21 protein-coding genes are annotated in these 19,753 nt (G+C 70.3%); 8 read left to right on the top strand and 13 right to left on the bottom strand.

All coding sequences use genetic code 11. From position 1 onward, the window contains the following. Positions 1-63: 63 nt before the first annotated feature. The 8 genes from QQG74_RS03325 to QQG74_RS03290 all read left to right on the top strand — a co-directional run bounded on the left by QQG74_RS03325 (position 64) and on the right by QQG74_RS03290 (position 9,919). Positions 64-789, top strand: a complete 726-nt coding sequence (locus tag QQG74_RS03325) for a DddA-like double-stranded DNA deaminase toxin (RefSeq protein ID WP_341718821.1) — start codon at positions 64-66, stop codon at positions 787-789. Continuing rightward, complete coding sequence (locus QQG74_RS03320) at positions 776-994, top strand: hypothetical protein (protein ID WP_341718820.1); 219 nt, start codon at positions 776-778, stop codon at positions 992-994. The genes QQG74_RS03325 and QQG74_RS03320 overlap by 14 nt, the downstream gene beginning before the upstream one ends. Before the next feature lie 209 nt (positions 995-1,203). After that, on the top strand, positions 1,204-3,090 hold the full coding sequence (locus tag QQG74_RS03315; RefSeq protein WP_341718819.1) for an Hsp70 family protein: 1,887 nt from the start codon (positions 1,204-1,206) through the stop codon (positions 3,088-3,090). Between the two features lies 1 nt (position 3,091). Then, positions 3,092-5,140, top strand: a complete 2,049-nt coding sequence (locus QQG74_RS03310; protein ID WP_341718818.1) for a hypothetical protein — start codon at positions 3,092-3,094, stop codon at positions 5,138-5,140. Positions 5,141-5,432: 292 nt separating this feature from the next. Further along, entirely contained in the window at positions 5,433-8,225 is a 2,793-nt protein-coding gene (locus QQG74_RS03305; protein WP_341718817.1) for a BTAD domain-containing putative transcriptional regulator, read from the top strand. Then, entirely contained in the window at positions 8,222-9,145 is a 924-nt protein-coding gene (locus QQG74_RS03300) for a DUF2637 domain-containing protein (RefSeq protein WP_341718816.1), read from the top strand. The genes QQG74_RS03305 and QQG74_RS03300 overlap by 4 nt, the downstream gene beginning before the upstream one ends. Positions 9,146-9,196: 51 nt before the next feature. Then, positions 9,197-9,586, top strand: coding sequence for a hypothetical protein (locus QQG74_RS03295; RefSeq protein ID WP_341718815.1), 390 nt, complete (start codon positions 9,197-9,199; stop codon positions 9,584-9,586). Between the two features lie 165 nt (positions 9,587-9,751). Then, on the top strand, positions 9,752-9,919 hold the full coding sequence (locus QQG74_RS03290) for a hypothetical protein (protein ID WP_341718814.1): 168 nt from the start codon (positions 9,752-9,754) through the stop codon (positions 9,917-9,919). 62 nt (positions 9,920-9,981) lie between these two features. Here QQG74_RS03290 and QQG74_RS03285 read toward each other — a convergent pair whose 3' ends face one another. From QQG74_RS03285 to QQG74_RS03225, 13 genes are all read right to left on the bottom strand, one after another. Beyond that, entirely contained in the window at positions 9,982-10,638 is a 657-nt protein-coding gene (locus tag QQG74_RS03285; protein ID WP_341718813.1) for a hypothetical protein, read from the bottom strand. A 192-nt stretch (positions 10,639-10,830) separates the two neighbouring features. Then, positions 10,831-11,226: a hypothetical protein gene (locus tag QQG74_RS03280; protein WP_341718812.1), complete on the bottom strand. Its 396-nt coding sequence runs from the start codon at positions 11,224-11,226 to the stop codon at positions 10,831-10,833. Further along, positions 11,223-11,888: a hypothetical protein gene (locus QQG74_RS03275; RefSeq protein WP_341718811.1), complete on the bottom strand. Its 666-nt coding sequence runs from the start codon at positions 11,886-11,888 to the stop codon at positions 11,223-11,225. Before QQG74_RS03275 ends, QQG74_RS03280 begins: the two co-directional genes overlap by 4 nt. Then, on the bottom strand, positions 11,888-12,307 hold the full coding sequence (locus tag QQG74_RS03270; protein ID WP_341718810.1) for a hypothetical protein: 420 nt from the start codon (positions 12,305-12,307) through the stop codon (positions 11,888-11,890). Before QQG74_RS03270 ends, QQG74_RS03275 begins: the two co-directional genes overlap by 1 nt. A 24-nt stretch (positions 12,308-12,331) precedes the next feature. Next, a complete protein-coding gene (locus QQG74_RS03265) occupies positions 12,332-12,664 on the bottom strand; it encodes a hypothetical protein (RefSeq protein WP_341718809.1) in 333 nt (110 codons plus the stop codon). Beyond that, positions 12,661-13,140, bottom strand: coding sequence for a hypothetical protein (locus QQG74_RS03260; protein ID WP_341718808.1), 480 nt, complete (start codon positions 13,138-13,140; stop codon positions 12,661-12,663). Before QQG74_RS03260 ends, QQG74_RS03265 begins: the two co-directional genes overlap by 4 nt. Before the next feature lie 95 nt (positions 13,141-13,235). Then, the gene (locus QQG74_RS03255; protein WP_341718807.1) at positions 13,236-13,718 is read right to left on the bottom strand and encodes a hypothetical protein; all 483 of its coding nucleotides are present in this window, start codon (positions 13,716-13,718) and stop codon (positions 13,236-13,238) included. A 160-nt stretch (positions 13,719-13,878) separates the two neighbouring features. Beyond that, positions 13,879-14,865: a DUF932 domain-containing protein gene (locus QQG74_RS03250; RefSeq protein WP_341718806.1), complete on the bottom strand. Its 987-nt coding sequence runs from the start codon at positions 14,863-14,865 to the stop codon at positions 13,879-13,881. A gap of 171 nt (positions 14,866-15,036) precedes the next feature. Further along, complete coding sequence (locus QQG74_RS03245; RefSeq protein WP_341718805.1) at positions 15,037-15,609, bottom strand: hypothetical protein; 573 nt, start codon at positions 15,607-15,609, stop codon at positions 15,037-15,039. Then, positions 15,606-16,247 (bottom strand): hypothetical protein, encoded by a 642-nt coding sequence (locus QQG74_RS03240; protein WP_341718804.1) that lies wholly within the window; start codon positions 16,245-16,247, stop codon positions 15,606-15,608. Before QQG74_RS03240 ends, QQG74_RS03245 begins: the two co-directional genes overlap by 4 nt. An 85-nt stretch (positions 16,248-16,332) precedes the next feature. Then, positions 16,333-17,472 (bottom strand): hypothetical protein, encoded by a 1,140-nt coding sequence (locus QQG74_RS03235; protein WP_341718803.1) that lies wholly within the window; start codon positions 17,470-17,472, stop codon positions 16,333-16,335. Between the two features lie 431 nt (positions 17,473-17,903). After that, positions 17,904-18,944 carry a M23 family metallopeptidase gene (locus QQG74_RS03230; RefSeq protein WP_341718802.1) on the bottom strand — a complete coding sequence of 347 codons (1,041 nt, stop codon included), beginning with the start codon at positions 18,942-18,944 and terminating at the stop codon, positions 17,904-17,906. Then, entirely contained in the window at positions 18,932-19,747 is an 816-nt protein-coding gene (locus QQG74_RS03225; RefSeq protein WP_341718801.1) for a replication-relaxation family protein, read from the bottom strand. Before QQG74_RS03225 ends, QQG74_RS03230 begins: the two co-directional genes overlap by 13 nt. Positions 19,748-19,753 lie beyond the last annotated feature (6 nt).

Genomic DNA, 19,753 nt, shown 5'->3' with positions numbered 1-19,753 from the left:
TCGACCATTATTCCAGCTCGCGAATCTCGACAGCATGTAAGCAGGACGCGGGGAGGTAGTGGGTTGTCCTTGATCGCCGATGTCGTCGCGCGGCTCAACGCGGTCCGCGTCGACTTGAGCAAGCAACGGAAGCGCACCCTGAGCCTTGCCGACCAAGTCGATCAGGCCACTCATCGTCTGACCGCAGTGATCGGCGCCTCCACCAACCCGTACGCCCGAGCGGCCCTCGCCCGCCTCGCCGCCGGGACACAGCGGCTACGTGAGGGGGCGCAACTTGCCCACGATGCCGAGGAAGCCGTCGCGTCTTACGTCGACATCATCACCGGGACCAAAGCCGCTGTCGCCAGCGACGAAGCCGCCAACTCGGTCGCACCCGCTGTGGCCCCGACCCGGCCACAGAAGGCGGCAGTCGACGAGATCCGACCCCACGTCGGACGCGATGTCGCCACAGGACGGTTGTACGACGCCGACGGGCGGCCGTTGACGCCATTGGTCGGGCCTGGGGACACCGGAGCCGGCACCGGACTCACCGCTCCCCTACCGTCACTTCGGTTCATCACGCATATCGAGTCCAACGCCACCGCGCACATGCGTCGACACCGCATCCGGCACGCTGTCCTCTACACGAACATGCGCCCCTGCCTCGGCGAGGACGGCTGCACCCAGAACATCAAGGCCACCCTGCCGGCAGGCTATAGGTTGACCGTGTACCAGGTTCGCCCCAACGGGGGCGTACGCGCTTGGCTGTTCGATGGAACCGGGGAAGGAATCACCGATGATCCAGGCTGACGAGCACCCCGTACAGGGCGATGAAGCCGCCGTGGCGGACCTGCACGAGCGGGCCCACAGCCTCGACACCGCCGCACTGACCGCATACGCCCTGACGCTGGGAATCCGCCCTCCCGATACGCGGCCCGGCTGGCTCATCGTGCTCGAATACAATGAGAATGGTGCCGAGCGGGGTCTGTTCTGGGTTGGGCCGGACGATCAATAGGCAGCATTCGGTTCCGCTGGATGACTACGTGCCGTCAGTCCAGCACGGTTGCCGTGAGCCTGCTGAGCGCAGCGGCGGAGGACCGAGCAATGCTCGCCGCCCCCAGCGCGGACGCTCTCGTGAAGAGGCCAGCCTCGCGGCGTCAACTAAGACCTCCGCTTTCCGTGAGTGATCGACAGGTGACGTGAATGTGATCCTCATGTTTGACTATGTCGATGGGTGCGGTGGGAGTCCGGCTGTCGATTGACTGCGGTAGTGCCAGCACCGTGGCGGTGTTGACGTGGGCCGACGGTCGTGCGTCGGTGCTGTCGTTCGACGGTATGCCGTTTCTGCCGAGCGCCGTATATGTGGCGGGCGATGGGCGGGTGTGGACGGGACAGCAGGCTTGGCAGGCCGCCGAGGAGCAGCCGGGCAGGTTGGTGCCGAGTCCGCGTCGTTCCGCTGACGGGGATCTGGTGGTCGACAGGACGCGGGTGGAGGCGGTGGAGCTTGCTGCGGCGCCGCTGCGTCGGGCGGCTGCGGAAGCCGAACGGGTCGCTGGTGAGCCGGTGCGGGATGTGCAGTTGGTGGTGCCGGCGGGGTGGGGGCCGCGTCGGCGTACCTGGATAAGGCAGGTCGCCCATCGGGCAGGTCTTGCGCAGCCGCGTCTGGTGGAGGCTCCGGTGGCGGTGGCCGAACACTTGGCGGCGACTGGTGTGCGGCTGCCGGTGGGGTCGTCCGTTGTCGTGTGTGACGTGGGCGCAGGAGCTGAGGTAACGGTCCTGCGTCGGCGGTCGGCAGGTTTCGAGGTGCTCGCGACTCTGGCTGACCAGGCGGCCGGCGGCACCAGCGTCGACTCGACGCTGACAGCGGCGCTGACAAACGGCCGGGACATGGCTGCGAGCGGCACGGCACCCTGGGCGACGGCGGAGAGCGTACGCGTGGCGAAAGAGGCTTTGATCTCTTACCCGGCGGTCACGGTACCGCTGGCTGGTCAGACTCCGGTGATCGCGAACCGCGCCATGCTCGACGAGGCTGTCCGACCCGTGGTGCGACGCGTCGCGGACCTGACGCAGCAGACTATCGCCGCCGCTGAACTGGCTCCCAGCGACTTGGCGGGGATTTACTGCGTGGGAGGCAGCGCTCGTCTACCGCACCTGGGCGAGGCGATCGCCGAGCGCACCGGGATCACGCCGACTGTTGTGGTTGAGCCGCAGCTTGTCGCGGCGCTCGGCGCTGCGGAGGTTGGCTCCGCGAACGTCGGCGCGGCGGCTGCGGTGGACGTGCCGGTGCCGCCGGTGCGCAGAGCTGTTGGGATCGCGGTGCCAGGTTTTGCGTCTCTGGCGCTGTTCTGGCAGTGCATCGTGACCGCCGAGCGCAACGGTGCCTTGAGCGTGCACTACTGGGTCGATTTCAACTGGGGTGGGCTGGCGATGGCGGCCGTGTTCGCCCTGCTGGCATGCCTCGCTGCGGGAACCGTCCTCGGCTCCCTGATTGCTGCGCGCAGTCCGACACCGGACGTGCGAACCGAGGGCGGGAAGGTCAGTATCGGCATTCTCGCGGCCGTCTCCCTCGGGGCCGCCATCGCGGGCCTGTACGCGGTGGTCACCAGCCAATACTTCACCCTGCCGGTGGGTGGCTTCCTGCGTTGGGCGTTGTGGCCGATCGTCCCCATCGCGGTGTTGGCGATGGGAATGGCGGTAGTTGCCGCCCGGCAGTGGCGTACGCCGCACGGCGGCTGGTCGGCGCTGTTGTCGGCACCGACCGGCTCCGTGGTCGCTGCTGCCCTGGGCATGGTGTTGATCCAATATTCGCTGACGGCTCCCCGATGGCCGCACGTGATGATGTGGGTCGACCTCGCCGGTCGGGTCGGCGGGCTGCTCCTAGGTGCCGGGATCGTCATGGCACTCGTCACGCCGCTGATGTTCCGCATCATCCTGGCCGCACCGATCGCCGTGATCAGCGCCGCGATCGTCAACTCGCAGTCCACCGGCATCCTCGCCGTCTGCTACGCCGTGGCCGTCGCGGTGTGGTGGGCGGCCCGAGTGTGGACACGCATCGTCCACCCCACGACCGCCACCGCGGCATCCGCCCTCCCTCCGGCGGGAGGTGGATAAGGTGCGCTGGCCACGGCAGCTGATGGCGCTGCTGTTCGTACTCGTGCTGTTGGCTGGCCCGCCGCTGCTGTTGCTGACCCTGGTCGGGCCACCCATCAGCGGCTTGCCCAGCACGGCGCAGGTGCGGGCATGGGTGCAGCAGCCGTTGACCGAGCAGACACTCACCGCCGCGCTGACGATCGCGGCATGGCTGGTCTGGTTGATGCTCGCCTACACCGTCGCCGTCCGGATACTGATCCGCCTTCGCGAGACCTCGGCATGGCTGCGGCGGCTGCCACTGCCGACGCCGTTGCAGGCGACGGCCAGCGGAATGGCCGGCGCGGCTGTCTTCGGCGTCACCACCAACGCCCTCCCCACCACCCCACCGCAACCACCACACCTGGCGTCGGGCGCGGTCGCGCTTCAGGACGGGGCCAGTCCTGACGAGCACGGCGATGCCATACACGATGACGGGATCGTTGTGTCCGGTGGCTGGCTGCCCCGTGATGTCGCCGAGCAGGTCGTTGCCGCCGCAGCCCTGGTTTGGCTACGCCGCCGCCGCGACTACCAACCCAGTTCCGCCAGCCGCGACGATGCAGACCTCGCCCCGCTGCCTCCCACCGTCGCCGCCGTGCAGGCCGCACTCGCTGACGTCCCCACCCCACCGGCCGCACCCATGCCGTCGAGCGGGATGTCTGCCCTCGTCGAAGTCCTGCCGGCCAGTGGCGTGGGCTTCACCGGACCAGGTGCGCTGCCCGTCGGTCGAGGACTGCTGGTCACCGCCCTCCTCGCCGGGCATCATCAATCCGCGAGATCCCTGATCACCACCAAGGCAGCCCTCGCCAGTCTCCTCGGACCAGCCGCAGAAGCACTCGGCCCGCGTCTACCGCTGACGATCGTCGACAACATCGACGAAGCAGCGCAGCTCGTCTACGAAGCTGATGCGCACGCCAGCAAGCAGCGTCCAGACGCCCCGTCCAGTGCGGCAGGCCAGCGGCGGATCGTGCTCCTCGGTGAACACGACGGCGACGAACCTCAGTTGAAGCGTCTTGTCGAAGCGAGCGTCGCCACCGCTACCGTGGTGGTTGCGTTGGGGCAGTGGCGGGCCGGCGCGACCTGGCATGCCGACTCGGCGGGCCACCTGCACGACCCACATCACCCCGAGGTGACCGGACCACGGCTGTGCGTCTTGGACCAGGTTGCGGCCACCGACCTGCTCGCCATCATCGCCCTGCCCGACCCGGCACCACCCGACCCGGCCATTTCGGGCTCTCTCCTGCCCCATGCAGGGTCACCGGACCTGCGGCTGCCACGACAGGCCACCGGACACGAACCCCGCCTCCAGTGCCCCACGTCCCGCCAGCGGCTACACCTGCGCGTCCTCGGCGATCCCCAACTGCTCGTCGACGGTGAACCCCTCGCCATCCGCCGCACCGCCGCCCTCCAAATCCTCGTCTACCTCGCCACCCACCCCGCCGGTGCCGACACCGCACAACTCACCGATGCCATCTGGCCAGGTCTGCCCCGCCGATCCCTCACCGGACGGCTCTACACCGCCCTCAGCGACCTACGCGGCACCATCCGGGCAGCCTCCGGCCTGCACGCCATCGACCACGTCGATAATCGCTACCGCCTCAATGCCGCCCACGTCGACGTCGACCTATGGCACCTGAACGCCGCCATTCACCACGCTGCCACCAGCACGCTCACCAACACCCACCCTGCTTGGCAGGCCGTCCTCGACGCGTACCCCGCCGACCTCGCCGAAGCGCGGACCTGGCCGTGGCTCGACCCCATCCGCGAAGCAACCCGCCGGCAGATCATCGACCTCTGCGTCTCCCTCGCCACCGCGGCACCTGAGTCTCGCCACGCCTTCCAACTGCTGCAGGCCGGAATCCGTATCGACCCCTACAACGCCGATCTGCACAAGCACGCCAGCCGCGCCCTCACCGCCCTCGGCGACCACGAGGCCGCCACCGAACTACATGACCGCTACCGGCAAACCCTCATGCGCGCGGGCATCAATGACACCGCCTCCCGCCATCTCTCGTCCACCACCATCCGGCAGTAGCCCGTCCGCTCCCGCCGTGACGCTCGCGGACTTCCCTGCCACCCGGGACCGAGAAACGCGGGATCACCGAGCAACGCGCGGCTCGCTCCCGCGCACGACCGAATCTCATGTCGGCCTCCCCGATACCCGCTCCGCTGAAGTTGCCCCGCGTGCCTCGCAACGCTGTGACCTGCGGTTGTGAGGTCGTGTGAGGAAGTGTGAGGTGCTGTCAGGTCCTTCACCCACCGAGACGGCGCATAACGCTCCTACGGTCTGACTCACCAACCGCCGCGACACCGGAGGGAGACAGGCCATGGCGAAACGCGCCTCGACAGCAGTCGTACACACCGCCACCGCTGTCCTCGCGCTGGCACCACCAGCGCTGCTCTACCAGGCCGGCTGGCTCACCACCACCGACCTATCCACAGACCAACTCCAGGCGTGGGTGCGCCAGCCACTAACGGCCGGCTTCGTCACCCTGCTGGCGTGCACCGGTGCATGGCTGCTGTGGGTACTGCTCATGACCGCCGTCACCGATCATGCCCACCGGTACCTCGCCGCCCGCCTGCGGTGGCGTCTCACCCTGCGCCTACCCGGCCCGCTGCAAGCGCTCGCGGCGACGCTGCTCGGCACCACGGCCGTCACCACCGCCGCCCTTCCCGCCGCCGCGCACGGCCACACCACAACCGATACCGAATCCCCTGCCGTGACACCACCACCAGTCGACGGCACCCCGATCCACGATGCCCCACCTCACACACCGCCGACCTGCTCCGCACCCTCCCGACCAGGACTCACCGTCACCTCGCCCACGACAACCACCGGCGTACTGATTCCAGAAACCCTGGACAGCGAGACGCGCTCCGTCCGCCCTGCCTCACCGCCCGCCCTCGTCCGTGACCGCGCCGACGCTCGTGACGCGGCCTGGGACCCCGGGGAGACCATTCGGGTCGTCGCCGGAGACACCCTGTGGGACCTCGCGGCCACCCACCTCGATGACGCGCCCCGGTGGCGGGAGATATACACCCTCAACGAGGGACGCCCTCAGGCCAACGGCTATGCCCTCACCGACCCCGACGAGATCCACGTCGGCTGGGTCCTTGCTCTGCCCGCCCGCCAGGCCACCCCGACGCCCGACTCCGAAGCCCCTGCCGCCGGCAGCCCCGACGCCAGCTCACCGGAGGCCACCGAGTCTGCCCCACCGACAATGCCGCCCAGCGCCACGCAGGCCCCCAGCAGTGCAGAACCGAGCCCGCTACCGTCGAGCACCACCGTGCCGAGCGCGCCCGACGACCAATCCGATGAGCCCACGCCCGTTCCGGACACCGATACGTCCCCGGACGAGACTGATAAAGAAGCCGGGATCGCTCTGCCTGCGCAGGGCTGGATCAGCCTCGGCTTGGCCACCGCCATCGCCGCCGTCGCCGCACTGCTACGCCTGCAACGACGCCGCCATGCCCGACTCACCGTCCCGGCGTCCCCCGGCATCGCGCCACGCTCCTCCCCGATGTCGCCGACCCTGGCCGGAGTCGACATCATCGGAACCGCCAGCCGCGAGCACCGGCCCGCCACACCGCCGGTGCCCGCACCAGTTGGTGTCGACGCCGACGCGACCGAGGTGAGCCTGTTCCACCTGCCCGGCCCCGGTATCGCCCTGCACGGTCCCGGAGCCATCCCGGCAGCCCGCGCCATCCTCGCCGCCGTCCTCACCACCAACGCGACCGAGACCGCCGTCCTGCGGCCCGTGGTCGTCACCACCGCCGACCTACTCGCCCAGCTTCTGCCCGAGGATGCCCCGGCGGTTGGACTGGACCCCGACGGCACCGCCTACGACGGAGAACGACTCGTCGTGCTCGCCGACACCGCCGCCGCCATCACCCACGCCGAGGAGGAAATGATCAGCCGCCGCCGGCTGCTGGACACCTTCGACGCCGAGACGATCACCGACCTCAACGCCCGCACCGACCACGCCGAAACCCAGCCCCCGTACGTCCTGCTCATCGACTCCAGCCCACGGCACGCCGCCCGCCTCCGAGCCGTCGCCACCCACCGCGCCGCCCTGAACCTGCACCCCGTCATCCTCGGCCCGCACGACGGCATCCCCACCATCGAGATCAGCGCCGAGGGCACCGTAACCGGCAATCAACCGCATTCGGTGGGACGGCTGTCCGCCCTCGGCGCGGATGACCTCGCCGCCATTCTCTCCATGCTCACCGACGCGATAGCCCGTCCCGAGGCCGGTATCGACGTTGACGACCCGCCCGCCGAGATCGCGCCGGCCGCGGTGACCGTCGAGCCGAACGAGGCCGTGCCGGTGCAGGCCGACGATGCGGCGGCCCTGGTCCGCCTCCGGGTCCTCGGCCCGGTCACCGTCGCCACCGACGCCGGTCCGATCGCCACCGGAATGCGCAGCGGCTCCTACACCGCGCTCGCCGTCCTCGCCGCTCACCCCGCCGGCCGCACCCTCGACCAACTCGCCGCCGACCTGCACCCCAACGCCGACCCGGCCGCCGCCGTCAAACGCGTGCGCACCGACATCACCTCCGCCCGGCGGGTGCTACGCGCCGCCACCGGCCACGAGGAGCCCATGTTCATCGTCTACGACCCCGCCACCGGCCGATACCAGTTGGACCCCCATACCGTCACCGTGGACCTCTGGCAGATGCACACCGCCATCGACCAAGCCACCCGCACCAACGACGAGACAACGATCCTCGCCGCGCTACGCCGGGCCACGGAGCTGTACGCAGGTGACTTCGCCGAAGGCCACGACCACCCCTGGGCCACCGACTACGCCACCAGCTACCGCCACCAGATCCTCACCACCTACGCCCGCATCGCCGAGATCCTCGAACCCGACCACCCCGACCAAGCGGTTGCCGCCCTCGAACACGCCGCCGACCTCGACCCCGTCAACGAAGAGCTGTACCAGCGAATCATGCGCATCCACGGCCGACAGCAACGCCCCGACGCCGTGCGACGCACCCTGCGCCGGCTGGAGGAACGTCTCGCGGACCTCGGCGACGCCGAACCGTCCCAGGCCACCCGCCGCGTCGCCGAACGCCAACTCCGACCCGCCGGCACCGCTCCCGGAGGACGGCCATGACCGACAAGCGGCTCCGGCGGATGCAGTGGGCCGTGCGGGCAACCCTGGCCCTCGGCGTGGCCGCCTCGGTCACCGCGAACATCCTGCACGCCCAACCGAACCCGATCTCCCAAGCCATCGCGGCATGGCCACCCCTCGCGTTGCTGATCACCGTCGAGCTGGTCACCCGCGTACCCGTTCACCGGCGTGCACTCGGCGTCATCCGAGTCGTCGCCGCTTCGGCCATCGCCGCCATCGCGGCGTGGATCAGCTATCACCACATGGTCGGCGTCGTCGCCCGATACGGCGAGACCGGCACCGTGCCCTACCTTCTGCCGCTCTCGGTGGACGGGTTGATCATCGTCGCGTCGGTATCGCTCGTGGAACTCGCCGCCCGCCGCCGCGAAGCCGAACGCGAACCGCGCGCCGCGCCGGCCGAGGCACCACCGGCACCGTCACCGGCCGAGCGGGCCGCTGCGGCACCTGCCAAGCCGTCGCCCGGCACCGGCAGATTTCCGCCACCCGATCGGAGACCGCTAACCGAGCGCCCTCCCGTCAACATCGACGTCGATGTGGATGTCGGCAAGTCGGGCCTTGATGAGGCTGCTGACACCGCTGAACGCCCGGAGGGCGACCACGAATCAGACGCCGATGAGGCTGGACATGACCTCGACACGGAATCTCACAATGACGACTCGTCCGACGACACAGACGAGGCCGATGTGAACCTCGCCCCAGACCTCGTACCGCTGCTACCCGCCGCCCGCGCCGCCCGTGACGAGCTAATCCGCGAAGGCCAGACCGTCAGCCGAGACGCCCTCGCACGCCGCATACGCCAGAACGGCCACTCGATCCGCAACAGTGCCGTGTCGAAACTACTCGCCACGCTGCGCCAGGAGGGGCGTTCGCTCGACGGCTCTCGCCCCACCACATCGGTATAACGTGCATTCGACCGCTCACCACACACGATCAGACGCGTGAGGAGGCCGCACGTGAGCGAGCCCGCCCGAGCGGCCAGCGCCACCCGCCCACCCCACCCGCAGCACTGCCCACCCTGGTGTATCGACTGCCGCCACGACGACGCCGATCCCTTCTCACCCCGGGCGCTCCTGCACCAAGGTGTGACGGACACCGTGCACCTCAACAACCAGGCGTGCCTCCTGGTTGAGGCACACGTGCGGGTCGCGTTCTGGGACAAGGCCCCGAGCTGGATCGGCAGCGACCCCGCCGACCTGAAACACCCCTCCGTCGAGTTCAGCGTCCCAACCGAGGACGGCCTACAACTAAGCCTCAACCCGGAGCACGCTCGCGGCCTCGCCGCCGCCCTGCTCCGCGCCGCCGACACCGCCGACGCGGCCATTCGAGGTGGCGCCCCTCGATGACGCACACCGAACGCGAACGACGACGCTCCGCCCTCGAACAGAGGCGTCAGCCGTAACCCGGTCTGGGGCCAGCGGCGGTCTTGATCGCGCCGTCGAGGTCAGCGTGGATAGGCACGGCTGCCCGAAACGGGCCACCACGCCGAACGCTGCCAGAAGGGACCACACATGACCGACACCATGCCCGGCCTCCACACGATCGAGGTCGCTGACGACGTGTACGAGGTGCTGAAGCGCACCGCCGACAGCCGAGGTACGGACATCAACGGCGCGCTGCGCTATCTGATCGAGGTTCCGACGCCTCGGACTGCTGCTGAGGACGACGACGAAGACTGACCAGCTTGCAAGACAGGTGCCGCCGAGGTCGGGCTGATCCGACTCGGCGGCACCTGTCGTACTCAGGCCGTTTGCCCGGCAGAGGTACCGCTCTCCGTGCCTGCGGCGGCAAGCAGTCGTTGCGCCGTGCGTTGAGTGATGCCGAGCTGCTGAGCGAGCGCGACGCCGAGGCCGCGCCGGTCGCGTCCGGTGCGGTCGGCCCCGGCCAGGAGCGCGATGGCGGCGGGAAGCCGAGGGTCGTCGGCGTAGGGGTGCGGTTTGCGGGCACCGGTGGTGCCGGGGGTGCGGCCGGTGGACTGGCGGCCCGTGCGGGCGTCGGCGACGGCCCACACGGTGCGCCGGAACCACAGGCGGCGCAGCCGCCCGTCCGGCAGCATCTCGACTCGGTCGGGGTGGTCGTACAGGGTGTCGGGCAGGTTGCGGTACGAGCCGTAACCGAGGACTCTCGCCGCCGCGCCTGAGCCGATGAGGTCTTCGGGGTCGCCGCGGCGGTCGACCTTGGTCAGCTCGGCGCGCTTTGCGGCCTGGTGCGCGAGGTGGAACGCCTCGATGTCGTCGAGCCAGAACCACTCCTTGCCGTCGTGCGCGAAGCCGTGTGGGAAGCCGAAGCGGGCGCGGTGGCGGTGCCAGTGGTTGACGGTGGTGTAGGCCGCGCCGGTGTGCGCGGCGACTCCGGCCCGGTCGAGTGCGGTCCGCCCGTTGATGACCTGTCGTGCCACGTGTTCATCCTCCCCTCCGGATAGCTGGTCAGGTCCGCGTGGTCGAGGTGAGTGTGACTCGGGCCGTAGGATCGCCCTACGCCTGGCTCGGGTAGGAGCGGCCGTGTGGTCCGCAGGTGACCCGGGTGGGCGAGGTGGCCGGTCGGGGTTGCGCGCACCCTCGGGTGTGCCCGCCGGCCACCGCCCACCTCGTTACTCCTGTGGGCGCAGTACCTTCCATGCCACTTGCGCCATGTGGTCGATGCGCAGCGCGGCCAGTTTCGCGCGGGTGGCGGGTTTCAGCGCGTCGTACACGGTCAGGATCGCGGCGGCGGTGGTCGCGTCCACCAGCACCCCGTCGATCTTGCGGCAGTTGCCACGCTTCGCCTCCCGCAGCAACTCGATCACCCGTGGGTCACCCGCTGTCGCGTCGTCGGGAAGCGCGTCGATGTCGGCCAGCCCTTCGCAGTCGGGGCAGGTCACGAGGTGCGGGTCCTCGGTGACACGGCTCAACGGCACGCCATCTGTGCCGCACACCGGCCCCATCCGGCGGCGGGCCTTCACGTGAGTGAAGGCGGGCCACCCGTGCCGCCCCGTGTTGTCGGTCATGGCGCTTCTCCCGTCGGGTGGGTCCAGATGCCGAGTGGGTGGCCGGGGGCGATGCGGCCTCGGCCGGGGGCGAGGGTGTCGAACACGTCGGAGTACCGTTCGTGGAGTTGGCCCCGGGTGCGCATCAGGTGTTTGCCTCGGGTGAGCTTCGCGGGCATGGCGTCGGCTACCCGGCCGATCAGCCCATACAGGTCCCGGTCCTCGATGAGGTGAGCGCAGCCCTCGCAGGCCGACCACCGTTCGCCCCATGCCTGGGTGAAGGCGTGCTCGGTGTCGGTGCGGCGTACCCGTGCCGCGTGGTACCGCGCCTGGTAGTCGCCCACGGCGACCACCCGTGCGGTGACGCGACGCGCGTCGGTGACCTGGTTAGCGCACCGGTAGATCCAGGCGGCGTCGGGTGCGGAGCAGAAGTCGCACTCGATGATCGGGTCCGGGATCTCGGTGACCGGTGCGGGCTCGGGGCGGTGGTCGCTGCGCTGGCCGCGCTGCTCGGCCGCGTGCAGGTACTCGACGATCATGCCCAGGTCGTTGAGGCGGATGTTGAGTGCTCGACGGCAGCGGCGGCAGTAGAACGGCTCCGGGACCGGCGCCCTGCTCGCGTCCAGGGCTGCCGCCTCGGTGGGTTGGGCGGAGTCCTCGGGGCGCGGGAAGTGCGGTGGCATTACTTGTCGCCTCCGTTCTGGTTGCGGGTGCGCTGCGGCCAGGCGGGGTTGGCGGGGTCGAGGGTCAGCCCGAGGCGCAGACTCGCGAGGTCGACCAGCCGCCGCAGCAGGCTCGCGGTTCCGCTGCTGAGGTCGGCGTCGTAGTCGTGGGCGATGCGGCAGGCGAAGCGCAACGCCACGCACGCGGCGGTGAGCGCGGCCTCCATCGCGGCGCGGTCGTCGGCCCGGGTGACTCGCTTGACCTTCGCGGCCGGGTAGGTGCGCTCGGCCCCGTTGGGGAACCGGAGGGTGTAGCTGCGGGCATAGGTGGTGTGCGGGGTGGAATAGTCGACGTCGGTGACGGTGCCGAGGCGGTACTCGACCGGGTCGGTCGGCTTGATCACCCGGGCGGTGTCGCCGTACTCCAGGGATCGGTACATCACAACTCCGTTCAAGGGTGAGGGCTAGCTGGTGCGGTGGTCGATCTCGCCGCCGCCGTTGACCTCGAAGGCGATGAGGCGGTCGTCGGTCTCGGTGGTGTCGGCGTGCAGGTAGAGGTCACCGGCGCGGCGTTTCACACCGATGGAGACGCCGTGCACGTCGAGCACCACGTACGCGGTGCGGTCCCCGGGCTCGCCGGGGTAGACACGCAGGTTGAGCCGGCCGATCACCTCGGCGCAGACGGGGTCGACCGAGCCGAGCAGGGCCAGCGCGTCCGCGAGTTGCGGGCCGCTGAGGATGCGTTGTCCGTCGCCGAGTCCGTCGATGTTCTCCGATGGGGCGACCCCGGGCGTCATGCCGGCCTCCCCTCGTCGGTCGCGGGCTCGTCGGTTGCGGGCTCGTCGCCGGGCGGGGTGGGTGGGAAGGCGGGGAGGATGCTGGCGAGGGTGCTGCCACTCGGGTCGTCGGTGATGGCGGCGCAGGCGATGAGCGCGACTCCGGCAGCGGCGGCTTGCGCCGGGGTGTACCGCACGCGCACGGTGCGGGTGCCGTCCGAGGTGGTGGCGCGGACCTCGACGCGGCCTCCCTGCCAGGTCGCGACCGGCAGCCGCTCGTCCGGCACCGCGTTGACGGTGCCGCGCAGCGCCTCGCGGAGTGCGACGCGCAGGTGCTCGCGGCGGCGGGCGGCGGTGGCCTCCCACTTCGACGCCGCGTTCTCGTGGGCCGCGCGGGTATCGCCGGTCGCGACCGCCGCGCGGGCGTGGAAACGCTCGGCGTTGCCGGTGGCGTGAGCGAACTCGGCGGCAAGGTCGAACAGTCGGTCTGGATTCATGCGGGTACTCCGTCAGCGAGTCGAGGGGTTGTCGCCTGCGGGTGCCGCGCGGCCCGGGGTAGGACCGTGGGGCCGCGCGGTACCCGTTGCGGCGGTCAGGGATGGTCGGCCGGTGGCCCGGCGGCACCGTCAGGGGTGGCCGGTGGCCATGCCGTTCCCCCGTCAGTGGGGAACGGTGGGGCGGCCTTCACGTGGGGCAGGCCGGGGTCGAGTTTCTGGCCGCTGCGGTCGAGGCTGATCGCCCCGTACGCGGTCAGGTGCGCGCCCACGGCGAGGGCCTGCGCGCCGGTGAGCAGCACGACGAGGCGACGGGCCTGCCTGTCGTGGACGTGCAGCTCGACGTGGCCGTTGTTCAGTGGCCGCACCGGCAGGAACCGCTCGACCTGCGCGCCTTCGGGTGCCGTCGCCCAGATCGCCGAGGAGAGTTCGTTCCACTGCTCATTGACGAGGGCTTCCCACTGCTCGGCGCGAGTCGTGTGGGCGGCGTGTTCGGCGTGGGTCGCGGAGTGTTCGGCCATCGCGCGGGCGACCTCGGCCGCCGCGAAGTGAGCACACACTCGGTTGGCCAGCGCGATCATCGAGGTGGCCGTCGGCGCCGGAGCGTGCAGAGGCGTAGCGGGCTCCGGTTCCGGTGGAACCGGAGCGGCGGGCTCGGTAGGGACAGATGCGGTACCGGTGGCGGGGTTTCCGCCGGTACCGGAGTCGGGCGCGGTGGCCCGGCCCCAATGCCGGCCCACCTCAGACCGCCAGCAACTCGAACGCGCGGGCCTTCAGGTCCGCACCGGCACCGGTCAGCGCCCGCGTCGCCCGCACTCGGTCGGTCTTGGCGGGGGCGAAGTGGTCGACGTACTCGGTGATGGCCTGGTAGCCGGCCCACCGGGTGCCCTTGATCGCCTTCTGCGTGTCCGCGTCCCGGATGAGATACCGCAACGTGTTCGTGCGCTGCTTCGCGTTGTTCTTCGCGACGTCGGAGGCGTCGTCGGCGAGCGGCCACACCTGGGCGACGATCTTCTCGAACTCACCCATGGTCAACGACTCGTTGATCATCTTCTCGGCGTCGGCCTCGAAGTCGGCGAACGCCTTCCACATCAGGCCGAGGGCCTGCCGCGCCTCGGCGATCTTGCTGGTCACGTTCGAGGTGTGCCGGAACGTGTACGAGCTACGCGACCGCTGGTAGGCGAGGGCCTGCGTGTTCGCGCACACGATCCGCACCGGGGTCGCGTCGAGGCGAAGAGCTGCCGTGCCGTCGTGGCTGGTGGTGGCCGCGAGGTACAGGTCCATGTCGTCCACCCCGGCGATCCGCATAGCCTGCGGCAGCTTCATGGTCACGAACACCGACCGGCCCTTGCGCATCGAGCCGGCGGTCTCGAAGTGCGCGCCGGACGCGTCGACCAGGAGGTTGAGAGTCTCGGCGACCTGCTCGTTCTGCACCACCGAGTAGTCCTCGCCGACCACGCCGAGGTACTCGGTCTCACCCGTGACGGGGTTGGTCCGCACGGTCATGTACTTGTCGGGGCAGTCGACCTTCGTCACCCCCCGCTCGGTGACCTCGATGCCCTGAAGGGCGATCTTGCGGACCTCCCAGCCGCCGAGCCACGCCTTGCTCATGACCTCCTGCGCGGTCATGCACGAGTCGGTGACCGTGCCGAGCTGATGCCAGGCGGTCAGCCGCGCGGAGGCGAACGCCGTCTGACCGTTCGCCAGGGTTTCGAGTTCGTGTGCCACGGTGGCACCCCTTCCCAGTTGTGGTGTTCAGGTGGGCGGCGGGCCGGGGGTTGCGACCCCGGGCCGCGCCGCCAACAACAATGTTTCCTACCTCTACGCGTCGATCAAGGCGATCGGGTGGAGTCGATGGAGGTTTCTGCGGCGAATCTGACGCCCGCCGTGCGGCGTGGCCTACCGGGTATCGGTCGCCGGGCGTAGCCGCCCGTCCGGGCCGTACACGTACGCGCGGACGGTTTTGAACGGGGCTGGCAGATAGATGGTGAATCCGTGTTCGGGGATGAACCGGGTCCGATAGTCGCGGGTGATGCCCAACAGGTACCGGTCGGGTTTGTCGCCGTGCGACCCCGGCGGGATCATGCCCGCCCCGGGCCGGTCGGCACGGGCTCGGCGGTGCCGACCGAGCGCAAGATGCGGACACAGCGACACGGCGGCGGCCATGCACTCGGGGTGCCCCGGCGGGTCCGAGTAGCGCATCAACTCAGCCGCGCGCGGTCCGCCGAGGAACGCCACCCAATACCCCATCGGCTCACCACACAACGAACACCGCCGTTCGACAGCGAGGCGGGTCGAGACGGTGGTATTGATCGTGGTGAAGTCCACATGCGACCCGCCGCCGGTCGAGTCGGGGTGGATGTTGACCGGCGGGATGGGTAGGCCGCGCCGCGCGTCGTGGGGACGCGCGGCCAGCGACGCGGGGAGGTCGGGCCGGTCAGTGGCCGGGCCGGTGGGCGAGGTGCCGGTCACGACGCACCGGCCGCACGATCGGTCCGGGCGTCGATCACGGTGACGTACGGAAATTCCGACCGTAATACCGCGTGTGCCTGTTCCCATTGCGCCTCGGTCAGGCACAGGGTCACCGGTTCGAGGTTCGCGCCGGTCATCGTCGCGGCCATGACGTCCGCCTCGTCCGCCGAGTCGCACACGGCCACCCGGTCGCCACCGGCAACCATGTGCACGCGCGCCTCGTCGGCGGGCCGCGACAGCGGGGCGGTACGGCGGTGCTCGGCCAGCCATCGGCCGACCACCTCCGCCGGGTCGCCGGTCAGCGTGCTGGTGTCGTACGCCTCGTCATCGAGCCATGCGAGGTGATCGGCGACCGTCCAATCGGGGTGGATGAGCCAGGACTGCCGGACGGCCTGCCACATGGTCAGCCGTGCCAGTGGGCCGATCGGTTCGGCCGGTTGTGAGCCGTGGGGGCCGGGCACCGGGCATAGCGGGGTGCCGTCGTGGTGGGACGTGGCCGGGCGCGAGGCGAATCCGTCGAGGGGCCAGCGGCGCGGCGGCACGGGCCGGGCGGGTTCGCCGCATTCGGGGCAGCGCAGCGACCCCGGCGCAACCGCCGGGCCGTGGGCGTGATGGTCATGGTCGTGGGGGGTGGTCATGGTCCGTTCCTTCCGTGGCGCTTGTGGGTGGGCGTGCGGGTGCCGGGGCCGGGCATGGGTGCCCGACCCCGGCGGGGGCGGTAGGTCAGGCCGGGACCGGCGCGGCGGTGGCCTCGTCGGTGCCGGCCTCGTCGGCGCTGCTCTCGTCACCGGCTGGCAGGGTGGTGTCGGTCTGCGGCGGGGCCATGAACGCGCGAACCTCGGCGGTCGGGGCGGGCGGGTTGTCGGCGAGGGCGTAGGTTTCCGGGGCCTCACGGGTCAGGACCAGCACCCCGAACCCGGTCAGCTTCTCCATGCCGTTGCGGACCGCCCCGGGGCTACGTCCGCCGATCTCACGGGCGACGGTGCCGGGGGTCACGTCGTGGCCGGGGCCGAGGTCACGCATGAACGCCTCGACCCGGTTACGCAACTCGTTCTTGCCCAACTTGGCGGAACCGTCGCTGTTGATCTCACCCGTGGTGCGACCGGTGCCGTTGGTACGGCGGGCCGAGGGACGGCGGATCTTGCGGGTGTGACCGCACGTCGGGCACGTCGAGTGCGTCGGCGCGTTCGCCGGGTCCACCGTGGCGAGGTCACCGTCCCCGATGACCCACAGTTCGTCACCATCCTCGGTGACCGGCAGGCGACGGGCGGCACCGGCAACCTCCATCGCGGCGAGGATCGTGTCACCCATCGCCACCGACAGGCCGCTCTCGCCGATCGCCGCGTCGGCCGTGATGCCGTCCGGGTGCCCACCCAACACCCCAGCCATGATCAACACCTTCAGGTCGGGCTGGCGCGGCCCGACCGGTGCCCCCGACACCGGCACGCCGGACACAGGCGCACCGGACACCGGGGCCTCCGGCAGCGTCGACTCGTCCGCCTCATCGGCCCCGTTCGCGTCGTCGGCGGAAGTCGGCTCGCTGGCCGGGTCCGGCGTGGCGTCAGTGGTGGCCGGGGCGTCGTCGGCGGGCGTCGGCTCGCTGGCCGGGTCCGGCGTCGCGTCGGTCGTGGTGGCGAGTTCGAACGTGTCGGCGCTCTTGCGGTTGCCCTTGGTCGGGTCGGGGGTGCGGGTGGCGGTCCCGGCGGTTTCCATGGCAGTGAGCGCCTCGGTGACGACCGGTAGCGGCAGGTTCGCCGTTCCGGCCAGCTTGCGGGCGGTGACGCCGGGGTGGTCGCGCAGCGCCTCGGCGACGGCGGACCGGGCCTCGTCGGTGCCGGGGGTCAGAACGATGTTCGCGGTCATGGCAATACACCTCCGAAGAAGGGATGGACAAATAGCGATTCCGCGTACGCGCAATGCGTATTGTTTGCGGTTTCGCCGGGGCGGTTTTTGTTGCCCACGTCCATGGACGCTCGATGCCCGATGGTTGTCAACCCCGCCGTCCAAGACTCTTTAACGGGGGCGACACCGCGCCGCTTTTATCCTCCCATCGGGGAACCCCTATCGCCGCACGACGCGTCATTAAACGGCCCCTATTCGACGGTGCGCCACGTTCGGCGCACCTCCCTACCCTGCATAGGGCCGGCAGGGTGCGACCCGTATGCGCCGCCTTACGGGGTGCCGGTTTTCGGGATGTCAACGATGACGCCGTGCGTCCGGTAGGCCAGACGCGCGGCGGTCACCGCACTCCACGGAAAGCTCGTTCATATTGTGCGGGAAATCACTTCACGACTTTACAGCGCTACGCCTCTTTGGCGCATGAACGGCACCGGGTCGACCGCATTGTTGCCGCCTTCGTGGATCTCGTAGTGCAAATGGGGGCCGGAGGAGTTTCCGGAGCTTCCGACGTGGCTTATCGGTTGTCCGGCGATCACGGTTTGCCCGACCGTTACGGTCGGTTGCCGGACCATGTGGCAGTAGCGCGAAATGGTGTCGCCGGAGTGCCGGATGTCGGCGTACCAGCCGCACCCGCCGAGGCCGGGGTATCCGTCGCTGTCGCACGGCAACGGCGCGCCGGTGGGTTCCCACGACTCACCGCCGACGTTGCACCGTACGCGCACCACCACGCCACCGGACGCGGCACGGATGACAGTGCCTTTCGGAGCCATGATGTCGACTCCGTCGTGGCCGGGCCGGTCGCTGGTACGGAAACCGGAGCCCGCCGTGCCCACCACCGGGCGGGTCCACCCGGCGGCACTGATCGGCGCACCGTCGCAGACCGGCAGCGTCCCGCCGGTGTACGCCGTCACGATCTCGGTTGCCCGCGTCTCGTGTTTGGCGTAGGCGTCCGGGTACGCCGACCGTTGCACCTTCTGTGCCGCATCGGTGAGCGGTAGCCGTTCCCACCCGGGCACCCGCAACAACGCCTCGTAGAACGTCGCGGCGGCGTACTCGGGGTTCATGATCTGTTGCGGGGTGCCCCATCCTTGCGACGGTCGCTGTTGGAACAGCCCCAACGAGTCATGATCGTTGGCCGGGCCGAGGTCACCGTGGTTGATCAACGAGGATTCCTGGAAGGCGGTCGCAACGGCGATCACCCACCCGCGCACCGGTACCCGCGTCCGCTCACCCACGGTCACGATCACCGAGGCGTTACGGGCCTGCTCAGCCGACAACCCCGCCGGGATCGCGCCCGGCGCGGTGACCGCCCCGACGCAGCTACCCCCACCTCCGCCGCCACCGAAAACGGACGAGACGACACCGGCGGTAGCCGAGGTGAGCAGCAGCAGCCCCACGGCTACCCCGGTCGCGACCCACAGGGCTACCCGTCCCACGACGCACCGCCCCCGGTCGGCGTAGATAGGTCAGCCAGACGCACCCGGTCGGGGTGCCCCAGAATGCGCCAGACCGGCCCCGCCGGGCCGCCAGACGCGGCGGCGTGGTCGGCGGCGGCGGTGGCCACGGTCAGCCCGTCCGGCACCCCGGCCCGCCGGAGGTGGTTGTGCAGGTTGGCCTCACGGGCGACCGTAGGCAACCAGAACAGCACCGGATACGCCCGGCGGGGCGGTAGCGCGGCGTAGCCGGTCAGCTTGCCCACCACCCGGCCCAGGGTTTCGGTGCCGAGGTCGGCCTCGACCCAGAACGGCACCGCCGGGCCGTTGTCGGCCCACACGCCGTGTCCGTCCGGGCGGACCAGGTTGCCGCACGCCTCCCGGCAGCGTGCCTCGTTCCACCACCGCACCAACCGCGCACCAGGGTGCGTGCGGGCGTGGCCGGTGAGTGCGACGAAGAACCCGTTCACCGTGAGCAGGTGGGAAAGGGTCGGGGACATGGCGAGCCGGGCCGTAGCGTCACGTACGGCCGCCGGACGGGGCAGCGTCTCGCCTCGTCCGGCCGCCAGCAGTGCCGCGCCGACCGGTCCGAGGGTCCACCTCCACGCTTGCGACCCGGGCCGCTGGTAGTGCCGGAACCGGTCGAGGATGTCCCTGCTGTAAAGGGTGTTGAGGCGGTTGCGGGCACGACCGACCGACCCGAAGGCCAGGTCGACGAGCTGATCGGTGGTAAAGGTTCGGTGCTGGTCGAGCAGGTCCAGCAGGAGCCGGTCTCGGGGCGTGAGTCGGCCGAGTTCGGCGGCCACGACGGA

It is taken from the genome of Micromonospora sp. FIMYZ51, from assembly GCF_038246755.1.
Classification (GTDB): Bacteria; Actinomycetota; Actinomycetes; order Mycobacteriales; family Micromonosporaceae; genus Micromonospora.
Note: the sequence above shows the minus strand (reverse complement) of the source record. Positions and strands in the feature narration are given on the sequence as shown.